General features: G+C 69.3%; 15 protein-coding genes. 3 read left to right on the top strand and 12 right to left on the bottom strand.

Annotated features, from left to right (window positions below):
• Positions 1-36: 36 nt before the first annotated feature.
• The 10 genes from J7I98_RS15485 to J7I98_RS15440 form a co-directional block, all read right to left on the bottom strand.
• On the bottom strand, positions 37-438 hold the full coding sequence (locus J7I98_RS15485; protein ID WP_214921264.1) for a cytidine deaminase: 402 nt from the start codon (positions 436-438) through the stop codon (positions 37-39).
• The gene (locus J7I98_RS15480; protein ID WP_214921263.1) at positions 435-1,697 is read right to left on the bottom strand and encodes an ABC transporter permease; all 1,263 of its coding nucleotides are present in this window, start codon (positions 1,695-1,697) and stop codon (positions 435-437) included. Before J7I98_RS15480 ends, J7I98_RS15485 begins: the two co-directional genes overlap by 4 nt.
• Positions 1,697-2,809, bottom strand: a complete 1,113-nt coding sequence (locus J7I98_RS15475) for an ABC transporter permease (RefSeq protein ID WP_214921262.1) — start codon at positions 2,807-2,809, stop codon at positions 1,697-1,699. Before J7I98_RS15475 ends, J7I98_RS15480 begins: the two co-directional genes overlap by 1 nt.
• The gene (locus J7I98_RS15470) at positions 2,809-4,335 is read right to left on the bottom strand and encodes an ABC transporter ATP-binding protein (protein WP_214921321.1); all 1,527 of its coding nucleotides are present in this window, start codon (positions 4,333-4,335) and stop codon (positions 2,809-2,811) included. Before J7I98_RS15470 ends, J7I98_RS15475 begins: the two co-directional genes overlap by 1 nt.
• 239 nt (positions 4,336-4,574) lie before the next feature.
• A complete protein-coding gene (locus J7I98_RS15465; protein WP_214921261.1) occupies positions 4,575-5,618 on the bottom strand; it encodes a BMP family protein in 1,044 nt (347 codons plus the stop codon).
• Between the two features lie 137 nt (positions 5,619-5,755).
• Complete coding sequence (locus J7I98_RS15460) at positions 5,756-6,997, bottom strand: amidohydrolase (protein WP_214921320.1); 1,242 nt, start codon at positions 6,995-6,997, stop codon at positions 5,756-5,758.
• Between the two features lie 165 nt (positions 6,998-7,162).
• Positions 7,163-8,215 (bottom strand): hypothetical protein, encoded by a 1,053-nt coding sequence (locus tag J7I98_RS15455; RefSeq protein WP_214921260.1) that lies wholly within the window; start codon positions 8,213-8,215, stop codon positions 7,163-7,165.
• 36 nt (positions 8,216-8,251) lie between these two features.
• Entirely contained in the window at positions 8,252-9,190 is a 939-nt protein-coding gene (locus tag J7I98_RS15450; protein WP_214921259.1) for an N-acetylneuraminate synthase family protein, read from the bottom strand.
• 47 nt (positions 9,191-9,237) lie between these two features.
• Positions 9,238-10,494, bottom strand: coding sequence for an acylneuraminate cytidylyltransferase (locus tag J7I98_RS15445; protein ID WP_214921258.1), 1,257 nt, complete (start codon positions 10,492-10,494; stop codon positions 9,238-9,240).
• The gene (locus J7I98_RS15440; RefSeq protein WP_214921257.1) at positions 10,491-11,801 is read right to left on the bottom strand and encodes a DUF6716 putative glycosyltransferase; all 1,311 of its coding nucleotides are present in this window, start codon (positions 11,799-11,801) and stop codon (positions 10,491-10,493) included. Before J7I98_RS15440 ends, J7I98_RS15445 begins: the two co-directional genes overlap by 4 nt.
• Positions 11,802-11,988: 187 nt before the next feature.
• Here J7I98_RS15440 and J7I98_RS15435 point away from each other — a divergent pair, with 187 nt between their 5' ends.
• Positions 11,989-12,972, top strand: coding sequence for a glycosyltransferase family 2 protein (locus tag J7I98_RS15435; protein WP_214921256.1), 984 nt, complete (start codon positions 11,989-11,991; stop codon positions 12,970-12,972).
• The gene (locus J7I98_RS15430) at positions 12,972-14,318 is read left to right on the top strand and encodes an alpha-2,8-polysialyltransferase family protein (protein WP_214921255.1); all 1,347 of its coding nucleotides are present in this window, start codon (positions 12,972-12,974) and stop codon (positions 14,316-14,318) included. The genes J7I98_RS15435 and J7I98_RS15430 overlap by 1 nt, the downstream gene beginning before the upstream one ends.
• Positions 14,319-14,408: 90 nt before the next feature.
• Here the strand turns inward: J7I98_RS15430 and J7I98_RS15425 are convergent, their stop codons facing one another.
• Together J7I98_RS15425 and J7I98_RS15420 are read right to left on the bottom strand one after the other, a co-directional pair.
• Entirely contained in the window at positions 14,409-16,727 is a 2,319-nt protein-coding gene (locus J7I98_RS15425) for a glycosyltransferase (RefSeq protein WP_214921254.1), read from the bottom strand.
• Positions 16,724-18,232, bottom strand: a complete 1,509-nt coding sequence (locus J7I98_RS15420; RefSeq protein ID WP_214921253.1) for a glycosyltransferase family 29 protein — start codon at positions 18,230-18,232, stop codon at positions 16,724-16,726. Before J7I98_RS15420 ends, J7I98_RS15425 begins: the two co-directional genes overlap by 4 nt.
• Before the next feature lie 370 nt (positions 18,233-18,602).
• On the opposite strand from J7I98_RS15420, the gene J7I98_RS15415 reads away from it, so the two are divergent.
• On the top strand, positions 18,603-20,051 hold the full coding sequence (locus tag J7I98_RS15415) for an aldehyde dehydrogenase (RefSeq protein WP_214921252.1): 1,449 nt from the start codon (positions 18,603-18,605) through the stop codon (positions 20,049-20,051).
• The last annotated feature ends 3 nt before the right edge of the window (positions 20,052-20,054 follow it).

The raw sequence follows: 20,054 nt of genomic DNA, 5'->3' as shown, positions 1-20,054 counted from the left end.
CCGACCGGATGATGCCGTGTCGGAAGGGCCGGTTCGTCATGCCAGGTGCTGTGGCCCGAACGCGTCGGGAAGCATGTCGGCGAGCGTACGGATGCCCGTCGACGTCTCCAGGAGGAGTGCGGGGCCCCCGAATTCGTACAGCAGCTGACGACAGCGGCCGCACGGCATCAGGATGTCGCCCCGGCCGTCGACGCACACGAAGTGCGTCAGACGGCCGCCGCCCGTGGCGTTGAGCTGCGACACGAGGCCGCACTCGGCACACAGCGAGAGGCCGTACGACGCGTTCTCGACGTTGCAGCCGACGACCGTGCGGCCGTCGTCGACGAGGGCCGCGGCGCCGACCGGGTAGCCCGAGTAGGGGGCGTACGCATGGGACATCGCCTCGCGCGCCGCCTCCTTCAGGGCGTCCCAGTCGGCCTTGACCGCGGCGTCCGTCATTTGCCCTGGCCCTTGCGGTACGGCATGCCGTCCGCCTTCGGCATGCGGAGCCGTTGGGCGGAGAGTGCCAGGACGAGCAGCGTGGTGACGTACGGCGCGGCGTCCACGAACTGGCTCGGGACCTCGTCCGTCAGCGCGTACCAGGTGAACAGCACCCCGGCGACGACGGCGGAGATCAGGGCGGGCAGGTACTTCTTCTTGTACAGCTGCCAGAGCACGACGATCACCAGCAGGATCGCCAGCAGGAGCAGCATCGCGTGGACGTTCTCGGCGCCACCGCGCAGCTTGAGGCTGTCGGTGAAGCCGAAGAGTCCGGCGCCGAGCGCCATTCCGCCGGGCATCCAGTTACCGAAGATCATCGCGGCGAGACCGATGTAGCCGCGGCCGCCGGTCTGGCCCTCCTGGTAGATGCCGGTGGCGACGATGGCCAGGAAGGCGCCCGCGAGACCGGCGAGTCCGCCGGAGACGACGACGGCGATGTACTTGTACTTGTAGACGTTGACGCCGAGGGACTCGGCGGCCATCGGGTTCTCACCGCAGGAGCGCAGCCGCAGGCCGAAGGCCGTGTGCCAGAGGATCCAGATGGTGGCCGGGATCAGCAGCAGCGCAACGATGGTCAGCAGCGACAGGTTGGTCACCAGGCCGCCGAGGACGCCGGCGACGTCCGAGATGAAGAACCAGTGTTTGCCCTGCAGGTCCCGTAGCCAGTCCGACAACCCTGGAACGGTGACCGAGGTGATCGAGTCGATCCGTGGGGACTGCTTGGAGGAACCGCCCTCGACCTTGTCGAAGGTGAAGTTGGACAGGTAGCGGGTGGCGCCGACGGCGAGGATGTTGATGGCCACACCGGAGACGATGTGGTTCACGCCGAAGGTGACCGTGATGATCGCGTGCAGCAGACCGCCGATCGCGCCGCCGAGGATGCCGAAGGCGACACCCGTCCACGGACCCCACTGGTAGCCGGCGTAGGCGCCGAACCAGGTGCCGAGGATCATCATGCCTTCGAGGCCGATGTTGACGACGCCCGCGCGCTCGGCCCAGAGGCCGCCGAGACCGGCGAGGCCGATCGGGATGGCGAGCTGGAGCGCGCCGGAGACCTGGCCGACGGAGGTCAGGTCGTCGGCGCCGCTGATGATGCGGACCAGAGAGACCAGGGCGAGCCCGCCCGCGATGATCAGCAGGACGACAGGGGTGGACAGTTTGCGGCGGGCGCTCTTCTTGGGCGCCGCGCTCACGGCGGAGACAGTGCTTGTACTCATTACGCCGCCACCTCCTCACGGTTCTTGCGGGCGGCTGCGGCGAGCTCTTCGCCCACCTTCTGCTGCTGGCGTCGGAGCCCGTAGCGGCGGACGAGTTCGTAACTGACGACGACCGCGATCACGATCAGGCCCTGCATGATCGTGGCGATCTCCTTCTCGTAACCGTGCTGGTCGAGCGCGGCGGACGCCTTGTCCAGGAAGGCGATCAGGAGCGCGCTGAAGAAGATGCCGATCGGGTTGTTGCGGCCGAGCAGGGCGATGGTGATGCCCGTGAAGCCGATGCCGGTCGGGAAGCTGAGGCTGTACGTATGGGTGTCGCCCAGCAGTGTCGGCATACCGGCAAGACCGGCGACGCCGCCCGAGATCAGCATGGCGGTGAGGATCATCTTCTTGGCGTCGACACCGGAGGCCGCGGCGGCGGTCTGGCTGGCGCCGGTGGCGCGCAGGTCGAAGCCGAAGCGGGTGCGGTTGAGGATGAACCAGTAGACGACGCCGAGCGCGAAGGCCACGAACGTGAAGCCGTAGATCTCGCCGCCGGCGCCCGCGCTCACGCTCGGGAACCAGCCGGACTCCGAGATCTCGCCGGTGGTCAGGTCGTTGGAACCCGGGAGCTGCACGCCGAAGTTGTCCGTGAGGATCAGCCAGGCGATCAGGCTGGTGGCGATCGCGTTGAGCATGATCGTGGAGACGACCTCGCTCACCCCGCGCAGGGTCTTGAGAACACCCGCGATACCGGCCCAGAACGCACCGGTCAGCATCGCGACGATCACGATCAGCGCGATGTGCAGCGGGCCGGGCAGCTCGACGGCGGCGCCGGCCAGGGCCGCCATCATCGCGGCGAGACGGTACTGGCCGTCGACGCCGATGTTGAAGAGGTTCATGCGGAAGCCGACGGCCACGGCGAGCGCCGCGAGGTAGTACGTGCCGGCCTGGTTGAGGATCAGAACCTGGATGTCGGCGAACTGGGCGCTCTCGATCATCAGCGTGTACGGCTCGAACGGGTCGCGGCCCGATGCGAGCAGCACCACCGAGGTGAGCGCGATGGCGACGACCAGTGCGAGCACTGGGCCGGCGAGGCCCAGGATCAGCCGGTCCTTGTCGAATTTCTTCATCAGGCCTCGTCCTCCGGGGCTGCCTCAAGGTGGCCGGTGGCGGCACCGGTCATGGCCGAGCCCAGTTCCTCCGGGGTGATGGTGGCGGGGTCGGCGTCCGCGACCAGGCGGCCGCGGTACATGACCCGCAGGGTGTCGGAGAGCCCGATGAGCTCGTCCAGGTCGGCGGAGATCAGCAGTACGGCCAGTCCCTCGCGGCGTGCCTCGCGGATCTGGTCCCAGATCTGCGCCTGCGCGCCGACGTCCACACCGCGCGTGGGGTGTGCTGCGATCAGCAGCTTGGGGGCGTGGCTCATCTCGCGGCCGACGATCAGCTTCTGCTGGTTGCCGCCGGACAGGGAGGCCGCGGTGACCTCGATACCGGGCGTACGGACGTCGTACTCGCGCACGATCCGCTCGGTGTCGGTGCGGGCGGCCTTCAGGTCGAGCAGTCCGCGCTTGGAGTTGGGCTCCTCGGTGACGTGGCCGAGGATGCGGTTCTCCCACAGCGGGGCTTCGAGGAGCAGGCCGTGCCGGTGGCGGTCCTCGGGGATGTAGCCGATGCCGCTCTCGCGGCGCTTGCGGGTCGGCGCGTGCGAGATGTCGGCGGTGTCGAGCGTGATGACGCCGCCGTCCGGGTCGCGCAGGCCCATGATCGTCTCGACGAGCTCGGCCTGGCCGTTGCCCTCGACACCCGCGATGCCGAGGACTTCGCCCTTGTGGATGGTGAAGTCGATCCCGGCCAGCACCTCGCGCACGACGCCGTCGGGGTCGACGGCGTTCAGGCAGAGGTTCTGGATGCGGAGCATCGGCACGTCGGTGACCGTCGACTCGCGGGTCTCGGGCGACGGGAGCTCGGTGCCGACCATCAGCTCCGCGAGCTGCTTGGTGGTGGTCTTCTTCGGGTCGGCCGTGCCGACGGTCGTGCCGCGCCTGATGACGGTGATGTCGTCGGCGACCGACAGGACCTCGCCCAGCTTGTGCGAGATGAAGATGACCGTCAGGCCCTCGGACTTGAGCTCGCGGAGGTTGGCGAAGAGCGCGTCGACCTCCTGCGGTACGAGCACCGCGGTCGGCTCGTCGAGGATGAGGATGCGGGCGCCGCGGTAGAGGACCTTGAGGATCTCCACGCGCTGGCGGTCGGCGACACCGAGGTTCTCGACCAGGGCGTCGGGGCGCACATTCAGGCCGTACGCGTCCGAGATCTCCTTGATCTTCGTGCGGGCCCTGTTGCCGATGCCGTACAGCTTCTCGCCGCCGAGAACGACGTTCTCCAGGACGGTGAGGTTGTCGGCGAGCATGAAGTGCTGGTGCACCATGCCGATGCCGCGTGCGATGGCGTCGGCGGGGCTGTGGAAGCTGACCTGCTCCCCGTCGACGGTGATGGTGCCCTCGTCCGGCTTCTGCATGCCGTAAAGGATCTTCATCAGGGTCGACTTGCCGGCACCGTTCTCACCGACGAGGGCATGCACGGTGCCCTTGCGGATGGTGATGTCGATGTCGTGGTTGGCGACGACGCCGGGGAAGCGCTTGGTGATGCCGTGCAGTTCTACGGCGGGGGGCGGGCTGGACGCGTTGATGACGCACTCTCCTTGGCGGAAAGGAGCGGGAGGGCGGGAGCGGGGGCAGAAGGCAGGGCGCGGCGAAACTATCGTGCTGAGAGATTGTCTACGCGCGTAGCAATGCCAAATATCGAAAAGACTGAGCAGGGAATGCGGCCCAGGGGCCGGAGAGGCGGCGGGAACCGCCTCACCGGACCCCCGGGATCATGTCGTGACCAGCGGCCTTACGGCGCGGTCTTGACCTTGATCTTGCCGGCGATGATGTCGGCCTTCGCCTTGTCGACGGCGGCGACGAGGTCCGCCATCTTCTTGTACTCCGGGTTGGAGTCGGAGAGGCCGACGCCGTCCTTGTCGAGGCCGTAGCGGACCTCGCCGGACTGCGGCTTGCCGTCCACGACCGACTTGATCAGGTTGTAGACCGCGTCGGTGACGTCCTTGGTGACCGACGTAAGGATCTTGGCCTTGTACTTCGCCAGACCGGCCTGGTTGTACTGGTCCGAGTCGACGCCGATGGCCCACTTGCCTTCGGTGGCAGCCGCCTCGATCGAGCCGGAGCCCGCGAGACCCGCGGCGTGGTAGACCACGTCGGCGCCCTTGTCGAGCTGGCCCTGGGCAGCGGCCTTGCCGAGGTCGGGCTTGGAGAAGCCGTCGAAGTTCGGCGGCTGGGTCAGGTACTGCTTGAGCACCTGGACCTTGGGGTTGGTGTCCTTGACGCCCTGGGCGAAGCCCGCCTCGAACTTCTTGATCAGCGGGACCTCGACACCACCGATGAAGCCGACCTTGTTGGTCTTGGTGGCCTTGGCGGCGGCGACGCCGGCGAGGTACGAACCCTGCTCCTCGTTGAAGACCATGTTCGCGATGTTCTTACCGGTCACCGAGGTGTCGTCGATGATGCCGAAGGTGGTCTTCGGGAACTTCGGCGCGACCTTCTTTATGGCCGGGGCGTAGGCGAAACCGACACCGATCACCGGGTTGTTGCCGGAGCGGGCCAGCTCGGTGAGGCGCTGGACCTTGTCGGCGTCCGACTCGCCCTCGGAGGGCTCCTGGTCGTTGCCCTTGATGTCGAGGTCCTTCTCGGCCTTCGCCAGACCGGCGTAGGCCGCGTCATTGAAGGACTGGTCGCCGCGGCCGCCGATGTCGTACGCGATGGCGGCGCTGGCTTCCTTGGAGCCGGACGCGGAGTCCGACGTCTTGCCACACGCGGTGGCGGAAAGTGCAAGGGCCGTGGACGCAATGGCCACGGTGGCAATCCTGGTTACCCGGCGCAAGGGAGGGCTCCTTCAACCTGACCGAAGCGCCTCTGCCGGCGCTGGTTTCGCGGCGATCGTAACGCGCGTAGATGCCGGATAAGAGCCCGTACGACAGCTGTTATCGGATCGTCGTGAACGGAAGGCGCCGTGGCTGATTACGAACGGTGTCCGTCGAGTAGCGCGGCAGCGGTGAAGAGCTCGACCCCGGCCTCGATCGCGTGCTCATCCACGTCGAAATCACCACGATGCAGGTCACGCCGGGCTGTGTCACCCGGAGCCCGCACGCCGAGACGGGCCATTGCGCCGGGGACCTGTTCCAGGTACCAGGAGAAGTCCTCGCCGCCGAGGCTCTGCTCGGTGTCCTCGATTGCGTACGATCCGCGCCTGGCGGTCATGGCGGCGGCGAGCAGGTCGGTGACGGCCGGGTCATTGACAACGGGCGGGACGCCGCGGATGTAGTTGATCTGCGACTTCGCGCCGTGCAGGTTCGCGATCTCGTCGATCGCGGCATGGACCAGGTCGGGGGCCTCGCGCCAGGCCTGGAGGTCCAGGCAGCGAACGGTTCCGGACAGCTCGGCGCGCTGCGGGATCACGTTGCAGGCGTGGCCCGATTCGATACGCCCCCAGGTCACCGCGAGCCCCGCGCGCGCGTCGACGCGGCGGGCGATCAGGGCCGGGACGTCGGTGACGACCCTGGCGGCCGCGGTGACCATGTCGGTGGTGAGGTGCGGGCGGGCGGTGTGGCCGCCGGGGCCGTCGAGCGAGACCTCCAGGCGGTCGCAGGCCGAGGTGATCGCTCCCGGCCGCAGACCGATGCGGCCCGCGTCCACCTTGGGGTCGCAGTGCACCGCGATGATCCTGCCCACCCCTTCCAGCACCCCGGCCTCGATCGCGTCGGTGGCACCGCCGGGCAGCACTTCCTCGGCGGGCTGGAAGATCAGCCGTACAGGATGTGGCAGCAGGCCCCGGCTGTGCAGGTCGGCGAGGACGAGACCGGCGCCGAGGACCGCGGCGGTGTGCACGTCGTGGCCGCAGGCGTGGGCGCGGTCGGGGACGGTGGAGCGGTACGGGACGCCCGTCTTCGTGTCGGGGATGGGGAGTGCGTCGATGTCGGCGCGGATGGCCAGCAGGGGGCGTACGCCGTCCCAGTCGCCGATGTCGCACATCAGGCCCGTGCCGGTGGAGAGCACACGCGGCTCCAGGCCGGCCTCTTCGAGCCGGGCCTTGATCGCGGCGGTCGTGCGGAACTCCTGGTTGCCGAGCTCGGGATGCATGTGCAAGTCCCGGCGGAAGGCGATCAGTTCGACACGCAGGCTCATGGGCAGAGCGCCGGGCAGCGGAGCCTCCTCCGGCCGGTCTGCTTCTGGCCGGTCTGCTTCTTCGGACGCGCGGGACATCAGCTGGTTCACCCCTGGAAGAGTAGGCCCATTCGGGGTGCAACTAACCAGCGATCAACAAAAGTTCAGCCGCATAGGGGAAAACAAACTGGCCGTGCTGCGCATGGGCGTTACCCACGAAGGGTAAACCACGGGGTTGCTTCGAGGCCGGTTACTCCAAGGCCGTCAGTTCAGGGCCGGGAGGCGCTGCACGTCGCGGGCCGTCGTCGTGACGCCCGACAGGAAGCCCTGGGCGCGAGGCGAGGCCGTGTCCCGCAGCCACTGCGGTGAGACGTCGCAGACCGCGACGCGTACACCCGTGCCCGCGAGGGCGAGCGGGAGTGTGTGCACGACCGTGGACGGGAAGCTCAGGATCGTACGGCCGATGGGGCCGCGCCGTGCGATGAGCTCCAGCGGCAGCTCGGGGCGGACGATCTCCAGGCCCGTCTCGACGGCCAGGCGGTGCAGCTTTTCGGTGCTCTCGCGGCGGTGGGCGAAGTAGCGGGTGGCACCGTGGGTGCGGGCGAGGGTGGTGACCGCCTCGACGTACCGGTCGGGGTCCACGACGCCGGTCTCGACCAGCGAGGTCCCGACCAGGTCGGCGCCGCGCGTGATGCGGGGCGGGCCGAAGCGGCTGCGGGTCCACGCGAAGTCGTTCGCGGTGACGGTGATCCCGGGGGCCGCCTCCTCCAGCGGCATCGAGGTGAAGACCTCGACGGTCCGTGCGGAGGACGGGGTGAGGCGGCGGCGGGCGGCCGCCGACACCGGTCCGAAGACGAGGTCGCGCGGCCCGCGACGGCCGCCGCGCCGGTGCCAGCGCACCAGGCGCTCACCCCCGGCGAGCTGCGCGATGAACTCCATCGTGGCCGTGCCGTCGTCGACGACGACCAGGTCCCGGGCCCGCGTGATGGTCAGCAGCAGCTGTACGTACCGCGAGAACGGGTCGCCGATGACGATGCGGCGGGCCCGGCGCAGGGCGCCCGCGAGCCCGCCGATGGTGTGGAACGGCGCCCCCGCCCCACCGCGCGCCTCCTCCCACCGCACCCGCATGCCTGCTTCGCGGGCCAGTTCCGCCATGCGCCGCAGCTGGCCGCGGGTCATGGGGTCGGTGGGTGACAGGACGACGACCGTGAGGTCGCTCGTCCTGTTGTGGGCCCACTCCAGGACGTTCAGGAGCTGGACCGGACTCTCGACGAACGCGAGAGTGTCGGGCACGGGGGTGGCGGGGGTGCCGTTCACGGCGACTCGACCGGCTTCCGTTTTCCGTCAGACCGCTCAGACCGCTGCGGGCTCGCGGTCGGGGTCCGCCGGGGCAGACGCAGCGACGACGCCCGCGACGCGGCGCAGCTTCTTCATCGGGCCGAGCTCGGACTCGTACACCTTCTTGACGCCGTCGCCGAGCGAGGCCTCGATGGTGCGGATGTCGCGGACCAGGCGGGTCAGGCCGCCGGGCTCGACGGACGCAGCCTGGTCGGAGCCCCACATGGCGCGGTCGAGGGTGATGTGGCGCTCGACGAACGCGGCGCCGAGGGCGACGGCGGCGAGGGTCGTCTGCAGGCCGGTCTCGTGGCCGCTGTAGCCGATCGGGACGTTGGGGTACTCGGCCTGGAGGGTGTTGATGACCCGCAGGTTGAGCTCCTCGGCCTTCGCCGGGTACGTCGACGTGGCGTGGCAGAGCAGGATGTTGTCGCTGCCGAGCACCTCCACGGCGTGGCGGATCTGGCGCGGCGTCGACATGCCGGTGGACAGGATGACCGTGCGGCCGGTGGCGCGCAGGGCGCGGAGCAGCTCGTCGTCCGTGAGGGACGCGGAGGCGACCTTGTGGGCCGGCAGGTCGAACTTCTCCAGGAAGGCGACGGCCTCGGTGTCCCACGGCGATGCGAACCAGTCGATGCCGCGCTTCTTGCAGTGCTCGTCGATGGCGCGGTACTCGTCCTCGCCGAACTCGACGCGGTGGCGGTAGTCGATGTACGTCATCCGGCCCCAGGGCGTGTCGCGCTCGATGTCCCACTGGTCGCGCGGCGTGCAGATCTCCGGGGTCCGCTTCTGGAACTTGACCGCGTCGCAGCCGGCGTCGGCGGCGACGTCGATCAGCGCGATGGCGTTCTCCAGGTCACCGTTGTGGTTGATGCCGATCTCGCCGGTGACGTAGACGGGGTTGCCGGGGCCTGCGGTCTTCGAACCGAGGGCGCGGAGGCGGGAGTTGCTGCTCATGTGGGCTTTCCTAACGGGGGGAGTAACTGGGGGGTTACGAGGGGGAGTTACGGGTGGGGGTGGGGATCTTGAGGAGTGGTGGACAGTGACGGGCCGAGGACCCAGGCGGCGATCTCGCGGATCGCGCCGTCGCCCCCGGGCACGGTCGTGACGGCGCGTGCGGCGCCACGGACCGTGTCGTGGGCATTGGCGACCGCCACCGGCCAGCCGACGAGGGCCAGGCAGGCGAGGTCGTTGACGTCGTTGCCGGCGTAGAGGACGCGCTCGGGGGCGACGCCCTGTTCCTCGCACCACTGCTTGAGCGCGAGGTCCTTGCGGTCGATGCCGTGGAGTACGGGGATACGCAGCTTGCGGGCCCGTGCGGCGACGACCGGGTTCTGTTCCGTGGACAGGATCAGCAGCTTGAGCCCCGCGTTGCGCAGGGCCGCGATGCCGAGTCCGTCGCCGCGGTGCACGGCGACGAGTTCGCGTCCTTCGGAGTCGATCAGCACCCTGTCGTCGGTCTGGGTGCCGTCGAAGTCGATGACGACGGCGTCGATGTCGTCGCGCGTCGGGAGGGCGGTGGCCTGTGCGTCGAAGAGCGGCGCGAGAGCGCGGGCCCGTGCCAGGTCGTGCGGGTCGTCGATCTCCAGGACCCGGGCGGGGTCGGTGCGTACGAGCGCGGTACGCCCGAAGAAGCGGTGCCCTGCCTCGCGGAATCCGGCGGCGTCCATGGCGTACGCGGCGCCGGTCTCCAGGAAGTCCTGGGGGCGGTCCTGGCGGCGGGGGCGGAAGGCCTTGTCGTGGTTGACGCCTTGGCTGTCCGGTGCGTCCTCCCGCCAGACGAAGCCGTGGAAGGGGGCCACTGTGTGCGCCGTGTCCGCGCCGTCCTCGATCACCGCCGCGCAGACGCCTTCGATGTCCTCGCTCGTCAGGAACGGGCTGGTGCACTGCACCAGCAGGACCACGTCCGCCGCCGCGCCCCGGATTGCCTCGTGGGCGTCCATTGCGTGCAGTACGGCCGCCTCGCTGGTCGCCGTGTCGCCCGCGATGTCCGCCGGGCGCAGCACCACTTCGGCACCCGCGCCGCGTGCCACCTCCGCGATCGCGGCGTCGTCCGTCGAGACCACGACGTCCGTGACATGCCCGGCGCCCCGGCACGCCCGGACGGCGCGCGCGACGAGCGGCACGCCCCCGACGGCGGCGAGGTTCTTGGCGGGTACGCCCTTGGATCCGCCGCGTGCGGGGATTACGGCGAGTACGCGGCGTACGGTCGCGGACGCGGTCGTGGTCGCGGCTTCGAGGGGCTGCGGCTGGCTGCTCATAGTTCTCCCATGCGGCGGATGACGGGGGCCACGCGCTGCACCCCGTGGCGGTACGCCCCGCGCGCCACTTCCCGTACGGCGTCGCGCACGACGCGGCGTACGCCCGTGATGTCGGTGGTGGCCGCCGCGCCGTCGAGGCGGTGGCGGGCGAGGATGCCGGGGAGGTAGCCCGGCGCGGTGGCGGGGGTGTAATAGGGGGCCAGGGGCGGGAGTCCGGGGCGCTCCAGGAGTGCGGTGACCCGTTTGCGTACGGCGTCGAAGGCCGTTTCGTACGAGCCGTCCGCCGCCACGCCCTGACGCGCGAGCCACTCCTCGTCGGCCTGCGGCCGGTGCCCGGCGTCGAGCCGGTCCCAGGACGTCAGGCATCCGGAGCCGAGGAAGTGGTGGTTGCCGAGGACTTCGCGCACGCCCAGGTCGGTGAGGACGGCGGTCGGGATGCGGCGGTGCAGCGACTCCAGGGCGGCGGTCGAGCTGACCGTGACAAGGAGGTCGGTGCGGTCCAGGACCTCGCCCATGTGCCCGTAGACGAGGCGGAAGTTGCTCGGTACGCCGCCTTCCATGCGGGCGGCGAGCTTCTGGTAGGGCAGTTCCTCGATGTGCGTGGTGTGCTCGCCCGGCTTGCTGCGCAGCTTGAGGAGGACTACGCGGCCGGGGTGCAGCCTGGCGTGCTGGACCAGGCGGCGCAGCAGGTACGTACGGTCGGCGCGGGACTGCGGGACGGAGGGCTGGGCGGCGAAGACGACGGTGGCGGTGTCCGCTGCCGTGGCGGTGTCCGCTCCCTCGTAAGGGGCTCCCCCGAGGAACGGTAGCGCCGCCTCCGTCACGGCCGAAGCATCCGCGCCCACGCCCTCGTACACCGCACGGAAACGCTCCGCGTCGTGGCGGGAGTTGGCGAGCACGATGTCCGCGCCGTGGCGCAGCAGCAGCCCGTCGGCGAGCTTCTCGTACACGACACCGACATAGCCGGTGCCGATGACGGGACGTCTCGCGGCCTGGGGCCACAGCGGCGCCAGGCCGTGCAGCATCGCCTGTACGGCTCCGCCGACGAGGGCGAGCAGGACGACGTCGTACGACTCGTGCTCGATCTCGCCGATGAATTCCGCGGCGGTCACTTCCCGCACTCCGTCCACCGGTACGCCGACTTCGGCGAGCTGGCGGGGTGTGGGGGTGGCGCGGCCGCGCAGCAGGAATCCGCTGAGTTCGGCTTCCGGCGCGATGCGGCGGGCGGTGAGTGCGCCCCATTTCCATCGCGTGTCGGAATCGGCGATCACGGCGATCCGCAGGGCTTTGCTGGTACTTGCTGGCACATCGATGAAACTAGGGAGGCATTCCGATTCACGGCCCAACTCAGCCGCAACAAAGGGTTAACAGCACATCGACGATCGGAGTCGGCGCCCGGAAAACAGGCTGGTTAACCATTCCGCCATTCTTCGTTCACCCAGCATCTCTCCAGGTGTCGCAACGAATGCCGGAGTACGCCCTAGCGTCGCGGGGGTGGTCAAGCTCTCCGTCATCGTGCCGTTCTTCAACGTGCAGACATACGCCCCCGACACCCTTCGAAGTCTCCGCGCGAACGCGCGTGACGACTTCGAATTCATTCTCGTCGACGACTGTTCGACGGACGGTACGCCGGAGATCCTCCAGCGTGCGGAACAGGACCTTCCGGGGGCGGTCCTGGTCAGACATGAGCGCAATGGCGGCCTGGCCACCGCCCGCAACACGGGCCTCGACGCGGCGAGCGGCGAGTACCTGACCTTCCTCGACGGCGACGACTGGCTGGCCCCCGGCCACTACACCGGGCTGCTTGCCACCATGGAGACGCTGGGCTGCGACTTCGTCCGTACGGACCATGTGCAGTGCACGGGCCGTTCCCGTACGGTCCACCGCGTCCCGCACGGCCGGCGCGGCATCGTCATGTCGCCGCGCGAGGCGATCCTGCCCGCCGACCGGTCGACGTCCGTGGACTACGCGTACGCCTGGGCCGGCATGTACCACCGGCGGCTCGCCGACCGGGGGCTGCTGCACTTCACGGACGGCCTGCGGACGGCCGAGGACCGGCCGTGGATCTGGCGGCTGCACCGGGAGGCGGAATCCTTCGCCACCGTCGCCTCGCTGGGCGTCTTCTACCGGCGGGGTGTCTCCTCCTCGCTCACACAGATCGGTGATGTACGGCAGCTCGATTTCATCCGCGCGTTCGATCAGGTCATCGAGGAAACGGCGAAAGACCCGGATGCGGACCGTCTTCTGCCGAAAGCGGTACGCACGTACTGCGCCATCATTTCCCACCACTTGGGAAGTATCGAAAGGTTCGAACCGGCCGTGGCACGGAAATTGCGGACGATGAGTGCGGCGGCCCTCAAGGGGATGCCGCAGGACATTCTGAAGGACGCACTGGATTCGATGGACATGAAGCGTTCGGTGCGCCTGCGCCGCCTTCTGCGCCGTCGTTCCGTGATCGCGGCGGGGGCAGCGGCCTGATGCCCACGACACAGATCTTCTTCGCCTCCACGCTGTACGGCGCCGCGACGCTGGCCGCCGCGATCGACAGCGACTGCTTCGGCCGGGCCGACCGGCGGCTGCTCCTCGTCAGCAACAACGCCACGACGCCCGAGACGACCCCCTCGCTCGACGAGATGCCCGGCTTCGAGCGGCTGCGCGGCCGCTTCGACGGGCTGCTGTCCTGGAACGAGACCATCGCCCCCTTCCACCCCGGCGCGTGGGCGCCGCGGGCCGACGACATCCCGCTGTGGGAACGCCACTTGAGGCTGCTGTGGGGTCTCGGCGACGACACGGTGGAGCTGATCGTCGAGTCCATCCAGGTCAACCCGGCACTCGCGCTCACCCAGCTGTTCACGGACGCCCCGCTGGACGTCTACGCCGACGGCCTGATGAGCTACGGCCCGACCCGGAACAAGATCGACCCGCTGGTGGGCACGCGGGTTCGCCGCCTGCTCCATCTGGACCTGGTGCCGGGCCTGGAACCGCTGCTGCTGGGCGAGTACGGCGTCACGCCGGAGGTCGTGCCGACGGAGGCGTTCCTGAAGGTCCTCACGGAACTCTCCGACGCCGAGCGGGAGTTGGACCTGCCGGCGGACGCGGCGCTGCTCCTTGGCCAGTACCTGTCGGCGCTCTCGATCCTCACCGCCGAGGAGGAAGAGGAGCTGCACGTCACGATGTTGCGCGGCGCCGCCGCCCGGGGCCACCGCCGGATCGTGTTCAAGCCGCACCCGACGGCCCCGGCCCGCTGGTCGCGCATGCTGGAGCGCGAGGCGGAGTCCCTCGGTGTCGAACTGACCGTCCTGGACCACCCGTTGCTGGCCGAGGTGCTCTACCAGCGGATCCGGCCGGCGCTCGTGGTCGGCTGCTTCTCGACGGCGCTGCTGACGGCGAGCACGTTCTACTCGATCCCGGTGGCCCGGACCGGCACCGACCGGCTCCTGGAGCGCCTGGCGCCGTACCAGAACAGCAACCGCGTCCCGGTCACGATCGTCGACGCCCTGGTCCCGGACCTGGCGGAGGAGGGCCCGGAGGTGGGCGACCACACCGCCCCGGCCGACCTGGCGGGCCTCGTCCGGGCGGTCGGCTTCGCGATGCAGCCGCAGATCCGCGCCGACCTGCGGCCGGCGGCCGAACGCTATCTCGCCGAGCATCTGGGCGGCAGCACCTGGCGCTACTTCAAGCGCCGCCGTCTGACGACGCTCGCCCTGCCGGGCGCGATCCCGAAGCAGTTCGCGTTCGTCCCGCGCAATGCGACGCTGCGGCGGGTGGCGCGCAGGGCCCGGTCCTTCAAGAGGGCCGCGCTCAAGAGGGCGGCACTCGGCTGACGGCCGGTCTCGTAGTACGACGCCGAGGGCGGGCCACTGACCAGTGGCCCGCCCTCACTGCCTAGGGGGTGTCCGGTCGAACGGCCTGGCTCAAACGGCCGGGCTGCCGAGAATCACCCGCAGATCCGCCGCATTGGCCTCGGTCACCTTCCACAGCTCCTGCTGCCGGCCGTGCACATCGGCCACAGCCGCGGCATGGTCGTCCAGCAGCCCGAGCGCCTTCTCGGTGAGCTGCGCCCCCAGGTCCTTGTCGTGGACGGAGATGCCCCACTCGGGCCGCTCGATGTCGGACAGGAAGTACGCCATCTTGGGGTGCGAGATCAGGCTGATGATCGGCGTTCCGCAGCCGAACGGGATCATCCCCGCGTGCCCGCGCATGCCGATCACCAGCTTGGTACGGGCGTACGTGTCCCTGATCGCTTCGTTGTCGAAGTCGTACATCGGGATCACCGGCAGTGAGACGCCGTGCTCGCGCCGCAGGTCGAAGGCGATCCGCTCGTCGTCGAGCGAGTGCGCCACGCACTTCACCTCGGCGTGGGCGCCGAGCGCCCGTACCGCCTTCGCCATCTCGGCGAGGAAGTGCCCGTAGTCGTGGCCGAAGCGCAGGCCCGCCCGGTCGTACGCCGCGTTGACCAGCACCGTGTTCTCACGGTGGAGGGGGTCGGCCCAGCCGTCCACGAGCTGCCGGGTCACGGTGGTCGGGCAGGGCTGGAAGCGCACCTTGTCGTGCAGCTCGGCGGGGAGCAGCGCGCGTACCTTCTCGATCGAGCCGTGGTTGCGGAGCCCGAAGAAGGAGGCGCGCTCGACGAGGGCGCGCAGGGCGGCGTTGAAGCGTCCGGCCCGGTAGGACTGGCCGTCGAAGGCGTTGAAGCCGACCGCGTACACCATGACGGGGACGTCGATGCGGTTCAGAAGCGCGTCCGGGACGTTCCACTGCCAGGCGCTGTTGCCGTTGGGCGCGGTGTCGGGGATGAACAGTCCGCCGCCGCCGATGACCAGGCCGCGCCGGGCGTTGACCCGCTCCAGGGCGGCCTCGTCGAAGAGCCGGTGGGCGTGGACGGAGTGCCATTTCCGCGGGCCGGGGTCGGCGTCGAAAGCCAGCCGTACGCTCTCGGGCAGCAGCTTGTCGCCCGCGTTGCCCTGGCGCTCCATGTAGAAGGCGACGTGCGCCAACTGCTCTTCGGCAACGCCCTCCTGCTGAGCCTGCGGACCCTCCGTACGACGCTGCATCAGGCGGCTGGCCCGGTGCGTCGGGTCGACCCGGAGCCCGTCCAGGGCGTGCTGCTGCGCCGCCTCGTCGTCGCCGTGGATCCAGGCGATCTGGGCGAGCCGACCGAAGGCGGTGGCGGCCCGGTTCGGCGCGGCGGTGGCGAGCAGCAGCTGCGCCCTGGCCTCCTCGTAACGGGACACGCTCATCAGCGCGTGGCCCAGCACCTCGTGCGGCCAGGCCGAATCCACCGGGATACGTACGCGGCCGAGCAGATCCACCGCTTGCTGGTACTCGCCCGCGGCGATGTGGGCCGCGGCGACCTTGCGGGCGCTCTCCACGTCGCCGGTGCGCTCGACGTGCGGGGTGCCGAAGTGGACGAGCAGGTCGTGGTGCATGCCCTTGGACAGCGCAAGGTAGGCGGCGTGGAACTGCGCGTCGGAAAGCTCGTACTCGCGCCAGCGCTCCTCGGCCTTCCCGTATCCCGCCTCGCCGCCCTGCCAGGGCTTGTGCCGCCCGGTGAAGTGCAGGATCGCGGTGTCGTCGGGCACGGGCAGGTCGCCGGACAGCCGCCGCTTGACGAAGTTGTAGCGGGCGTCGAGCTGGACGAAGTCCCCGTCCAGTACGGCGTTGAGGATGCCCTGGTCGTGCTTGTCGAGTTCGTAGTCGCCGCTGCGGCCGGTGGCATCGATGCGCGCGCAGAACTCGTCGCTCAGGTACTCGCGCTGGATGACGAGGAGACCGCTGTTGAGCTTGTGCTGTCCGTAGAAGAACTGCGGTACGGCCGCCAGCCCTTCGCGCAATTTCAGCAGTTCGCCCAGATCACCGAGGACCACCATGTCGGTGTCCAGCGTGATCACGGTGTCGTAGTCGCGTATGCGGAAGACGTCGAGGATGAAGTACGCCTTGCGGACCAGGTAGTTGTCCTGGTCGCCCTTGGCGTACGAGTCGTAGTGGGCGGCGTCCACACGGCGCAGCTCGATGCGCGGGTGCAGTGCGCGTATCCGGGCGACGGAGGAGGGCTTCAGGTCGTCGTGCAGGACGATGAAGTCCTCGCACAGCCCCGGATTCGACAGGGCGAGGCTGCGCAGCAGTACGAGAAAGCCGGGCAGGTAGTTCTCGTCGACGAAGCTGGCGAAGGCGATGCGGCGCTTGCCGGTGAGCGCGTTGGCGGGTCTGACGGCCGGGGTGGTGGATGTCATCGCAGGGAGATCCTCATGTCGCTGACGCTCTGGGCGCGTTCCATGACCCACGCCTTTTCGCTGGTGTATTCGTGCACGGAGGTGATGGGCATGCGCATCGCCTCCTGGAGGCGGTAGGCGCCGCTCTCGTAGAAGTCGAAGCCGATGAGGTCGAGCGTCGGGCTGACATCGAGGAAATCCAGCAGCCACAGCATGTTGAAGCCGCTGGTGGGGATGGACGACCACACGTCCGAGCCCACCTTGCCGATATTGCGCAGGGGCCAGCGCAGCGACTCGTCGCCGAGGTACTTCTGGGCGCCGGGCACGAGCCGGTTGCGCAGCGAGTGCTTCCAGTCCCCGGAGACGCCGCCGAAGACGAGCCTCGTGGTCACCGGCTGGTCCCAGTTGAAGCCGTGCTTGTGGATGGTGGCGTGGAGGTCGGTGCGGCTGCCGGTCGCGGTCGCGTCGATCTTGTACGAGTTGAAGCGGACGACGAGGTCGTACGCGTCGATCTCGCGCCCCAACGAACTACGCCCCACCCGCTGCGAGTTGGCGATGAGGCAGATGGACTTGCCGGCGATCTGATTGCGGAACTCGCCGAGGCTGATCCAGTCGACCCCGCCGAAGGTCGGGTCGGGGACCGGACCCCGCATCCGGTTCCTGCGCTGCTCGGCGTAGAGCGTGATGATCTCGCGCAGCCCGGCGGCTTCGCCCCCGTCGGCCGAGATCCGCAGGTCGAGGTACTGGCTTACGGTCTCCTGGAGATCCTGGACAGGGCTTTCGCTCCGCTCCATGGCGAGCAGTGCGCCCACGAGCCGGGCCTCGGCCTGCGCCCACTCCCCGCGCGCGTGAAGCGCGAGCCCCTCGGCCCAGACATCGGTGGCGGGCCCGGCGGAGTATTTTGCCGCTTCCGGGCACTCGCGCTCCAGCAGCCGCAGCAGCTCCTCCTGCGTCCGGCCGCCCGCCCGCATACCGGCGATCTTGGGCGCCACCCCGAACCCGTCGTCGTCCGTCAGCGCGAGGTAGCGCTCGTACGCCTCGATGGTGGCGGCCTCGTCCCCGATGGCCTCCAGCGTCCGGGCGCGGAGCCGCCAGCCGGCGCGCGAGTTCTTGCGCCGGGTCAGCACGGTGTCGCTGATGAGCAGGGCGAGCCTCAGCTCGTCGTCGTACCCGCACTCGAGCGCCTTGCTGCCGACAGCCAGCAGCGCGTCGAGCAGCTCACCGCCCAGTGCGTCGCCGGGCCCGGCGGCGCCTTTGGTGGCACGCCGGATCAGGGCCGTGGCACCGGAGGCGGCCGGAACGGGCGCCGGGTTCTGCGCCATGGCCTGTGTGGCGAGCAACTGCCGCAGCTTCTCGGCGAGTTCGATGCGCCTGCGGTCGAGACCGGCGACGAGCTTGCCGCTGTGCACGGCGCATGCGCGCAGGCACTCGTCCAGTTCGACCTGGTTCACTTGGCCGCCGTCCGGCGCGGCAGCGGAATTCTCCCCGTCGCGCGGTCTCGGCCATCGGTTGCGGGCCTTCGTCATGATGCTCCAAGGTCTTTCCGCCCCGCTGACTGGTGGCGGGTCCGCGTCACCCTAGGAACCGAGCACGACTCGTGGGTGAACTCCCCCGGTCGGCCGGGAAAACGGCAGGGCCCTACTCCCTCTGTTCGAACAGAACCCGCCTGGCGGTGGCCTTCGCGCCACCGATCCAGGTCGTTGTTCCGTACACCGACGAGGGCGGCGTCGACGAGCCGCATTGTCGGCATCGGTCCTCCGTCTGGTGCAGGCCCGCGCGCGGCCGAGGCCCGGACGTGGTCGGCTGAGGGCTGACATCACGCGGTGACGGCTTGGCTGCTTCGCGCCCCGACGGCCATCCACGTGGGCGCGTCTTGGCACTACGAAAGGAGCGGCCATGAGCAGCCGCACGATTCAGGACCGGCTGTTCATTGGCGGGGACATGGTCACGCCGTCCTCGGAAGACGTGATCGAGGTCATCTCTCCCTTTACGGAGGAGCGAGTCGGTACGGCTCCCTCGTCGAAGCCTGCTGATATCGACCGCGCGGTACGCGCGGCTCGTGCCGCCTTCGACGATGGTCCCTGGCCCCGCATGTCTCCACAGGAGCGAGCGGATGCGCTGGGTCCGTTCGGGGAGTACCTGCGCACGCGTGTCCCCGAGATCGCACAGCTCATCACCACGGAGATGGGCTCTCCGATCACCTTCTCGACCCAGCTCCAGGCACCCGTTCCCGTGATGGTTCTGGACTACTTCCGGGACCTTGCCGCGACGTTCCCCTTCGAGCAGGATCGAGCCGGTCTCAGCGGTCCCGCGCGGATCCTTCGGGAGCCTGTGGGCGTCGTGGGGCAGATCGTGCCGTGGAACGTGCCGCTCATCCTGACGATGGTGAATCTTGCTCCCGCGCTGATCGCCGGCTGCACCGTCGTGCTGAAGCCCGCGCCGGAGACCCCGCTGGATGCGTATCTGCTCGCCGAAGCTGCCATGGAGGCCGGTCTGCCTCCCGGTGTCCTCAACATCGTGCCCGCCGACCGGGAGAGCAGTGAGGCGCTCGTGCGGCACCCGCTGGTTGACAAGATCAGCTTCACGGGCAGCTCTGCCACGGGCCGGCGGGTTGCCGCGCTGTGCGGCGAGCAGTTCAAGCGCGTCACCCTGGAGTGCGGCGGGAAGTCGCCTGCCATCATCCTCGAGGACGCCGACATCGACAGTGTGGTGCCCGCCCTCATGCCGTACGCCATCATGATGTCGGGTCAGCAGTGCCTGGCGCAGACACGGATCCTCGCTCATCGCAGCCGCTACCAGCAGGTCGTCGACGCCGTATCCCAAGCGGCTGCTGCGCTGCGGGTCGGCGATCCGGACGACCCCTCGACCGAGGTCGGCCCCCTGGTGGCCGAGCGCCAGCGGCGGCGGGTCGAGGACTACATCGCCGACGGGCTGAAGGATGGCGCGACGATCACGGTCGGCGGCGGCCGACCCGCGAGCCAGCCAACGGGTTGGTACGTCGAGCCGACGATTTTCGCCAACGTCGACAGCTCGATGCGCATCGCTCAGGAGGAGATCTTCGGCCCCGTGCTCGTCGTGATTCCGTTCGACGACGACAACGACGCCGTCCGCATCGCGAACGACTCGAAGTACGGCCTGTCGGGAAGCGTCTGGGCCAACGACCTGGACCGGGCCATGCGCGTCGCCCGCCAAGTGCGCACGGGGAGCTTGACGCTGAACGAGTACCGGATCGAGTTCGCCGCCCCCTTCGGCGGATACAAGGAATCCGGAGTCGGCCGCGAGTTCGGCCCCGAGGGCCTCAGCTCGTTCCTGGAGTACAAGACGATCAATCTCCCTGGTAGTTGACAG

This window comes from Streptomyces sp. ISL-98 (assembly GCF_018614055.1).
Lineage (GTDB): Bacteria > Actinomycetota > Actinomycetes > Streptomycetales > Streptomycetaceae > Streptomyces > Streptomyces spiramyceticus.
Note: the sequence above shows the minus strand (reverse complement) of the source record. Positions and strands in the feature narration are given on the sequence as shown.

Excerpts from the sequence above, each read along its gene's own strand:
- J7I98_RS15485 (WP_214921264.1), bottom strand. The coding sequence starts at position 438 with ATGACGGACGCCGCGGTCAAGGCCGACTGGGACGCCCTGAAGGAGGCG.
- J7I98_RS15460 (WP_214921320.1), bottom strand. The coding sequence starts at position 6,997 with ATGTCCCGCGCGTCCGAAGAAGCAGACCGGCCAGAAGCAGACCGGCCG.
- J7I98_RS15475 (WP_214921262.1), bottom strand. The coding sequence starts at position 2,809 with ATGAAGAAATTCGACAAGGACCGGCTGATCCTGGGCCTCGCCGGCCCA.
- J7I98_RS15480 (WP_214921263.1), bottom strand. The coding sequence starts at position 1,697 with ATGAGTACAAGCACTGTCTCCGCCGTGAGCGCGGCGCCCAAGAAGAGC.
- J7I98_RS15425 (WP_214921254.1), bottom strand. The coding sequence starts at position 16,727 with ATGACATCCACCACCCCGGCCGTCAGACCCGCCAACGCGCTCACCGGC.
- J7I98_RS15445 (WP_214921258.1), bottom strand. The coding sequence starts at position 10,494 with ATGAGCAGCCAGCCGCAGCCCCTCGAAGCCGCGACCACGACCGCGTCC.
- J7I98_RS15450 (WP_214921259.1), bottom strand. The coding sequence starts at position 9,190 with ATGAGCAGCAACTCCCGCCTCCGCGCCCTCGGTTCGAAGACCGCAGGC.
- J7I98_RS15420 (WP_214921253.1), bottom strand. The coding sequence starts at position 18,232 with ATGACGAAGGCCCGCAACCGATGGCCGAGACCGCGCGACGGGGAGAAT.
- J7I98_RS15415 (WP_214921252.1), top strand. The coding sequence starts at position 18,603 with ATGAGCAGCCGCACGATTCAGGACCGGCTGTTCATTGGCGGGGACATG.
- J7I98_RS15430 (WP_214921255.1), top strand. The coding sequence starts at position 12,972 with ATGCCCACGACACAGATCTTCTTCGCCTCCACGCTGTACGGCGCCGCG.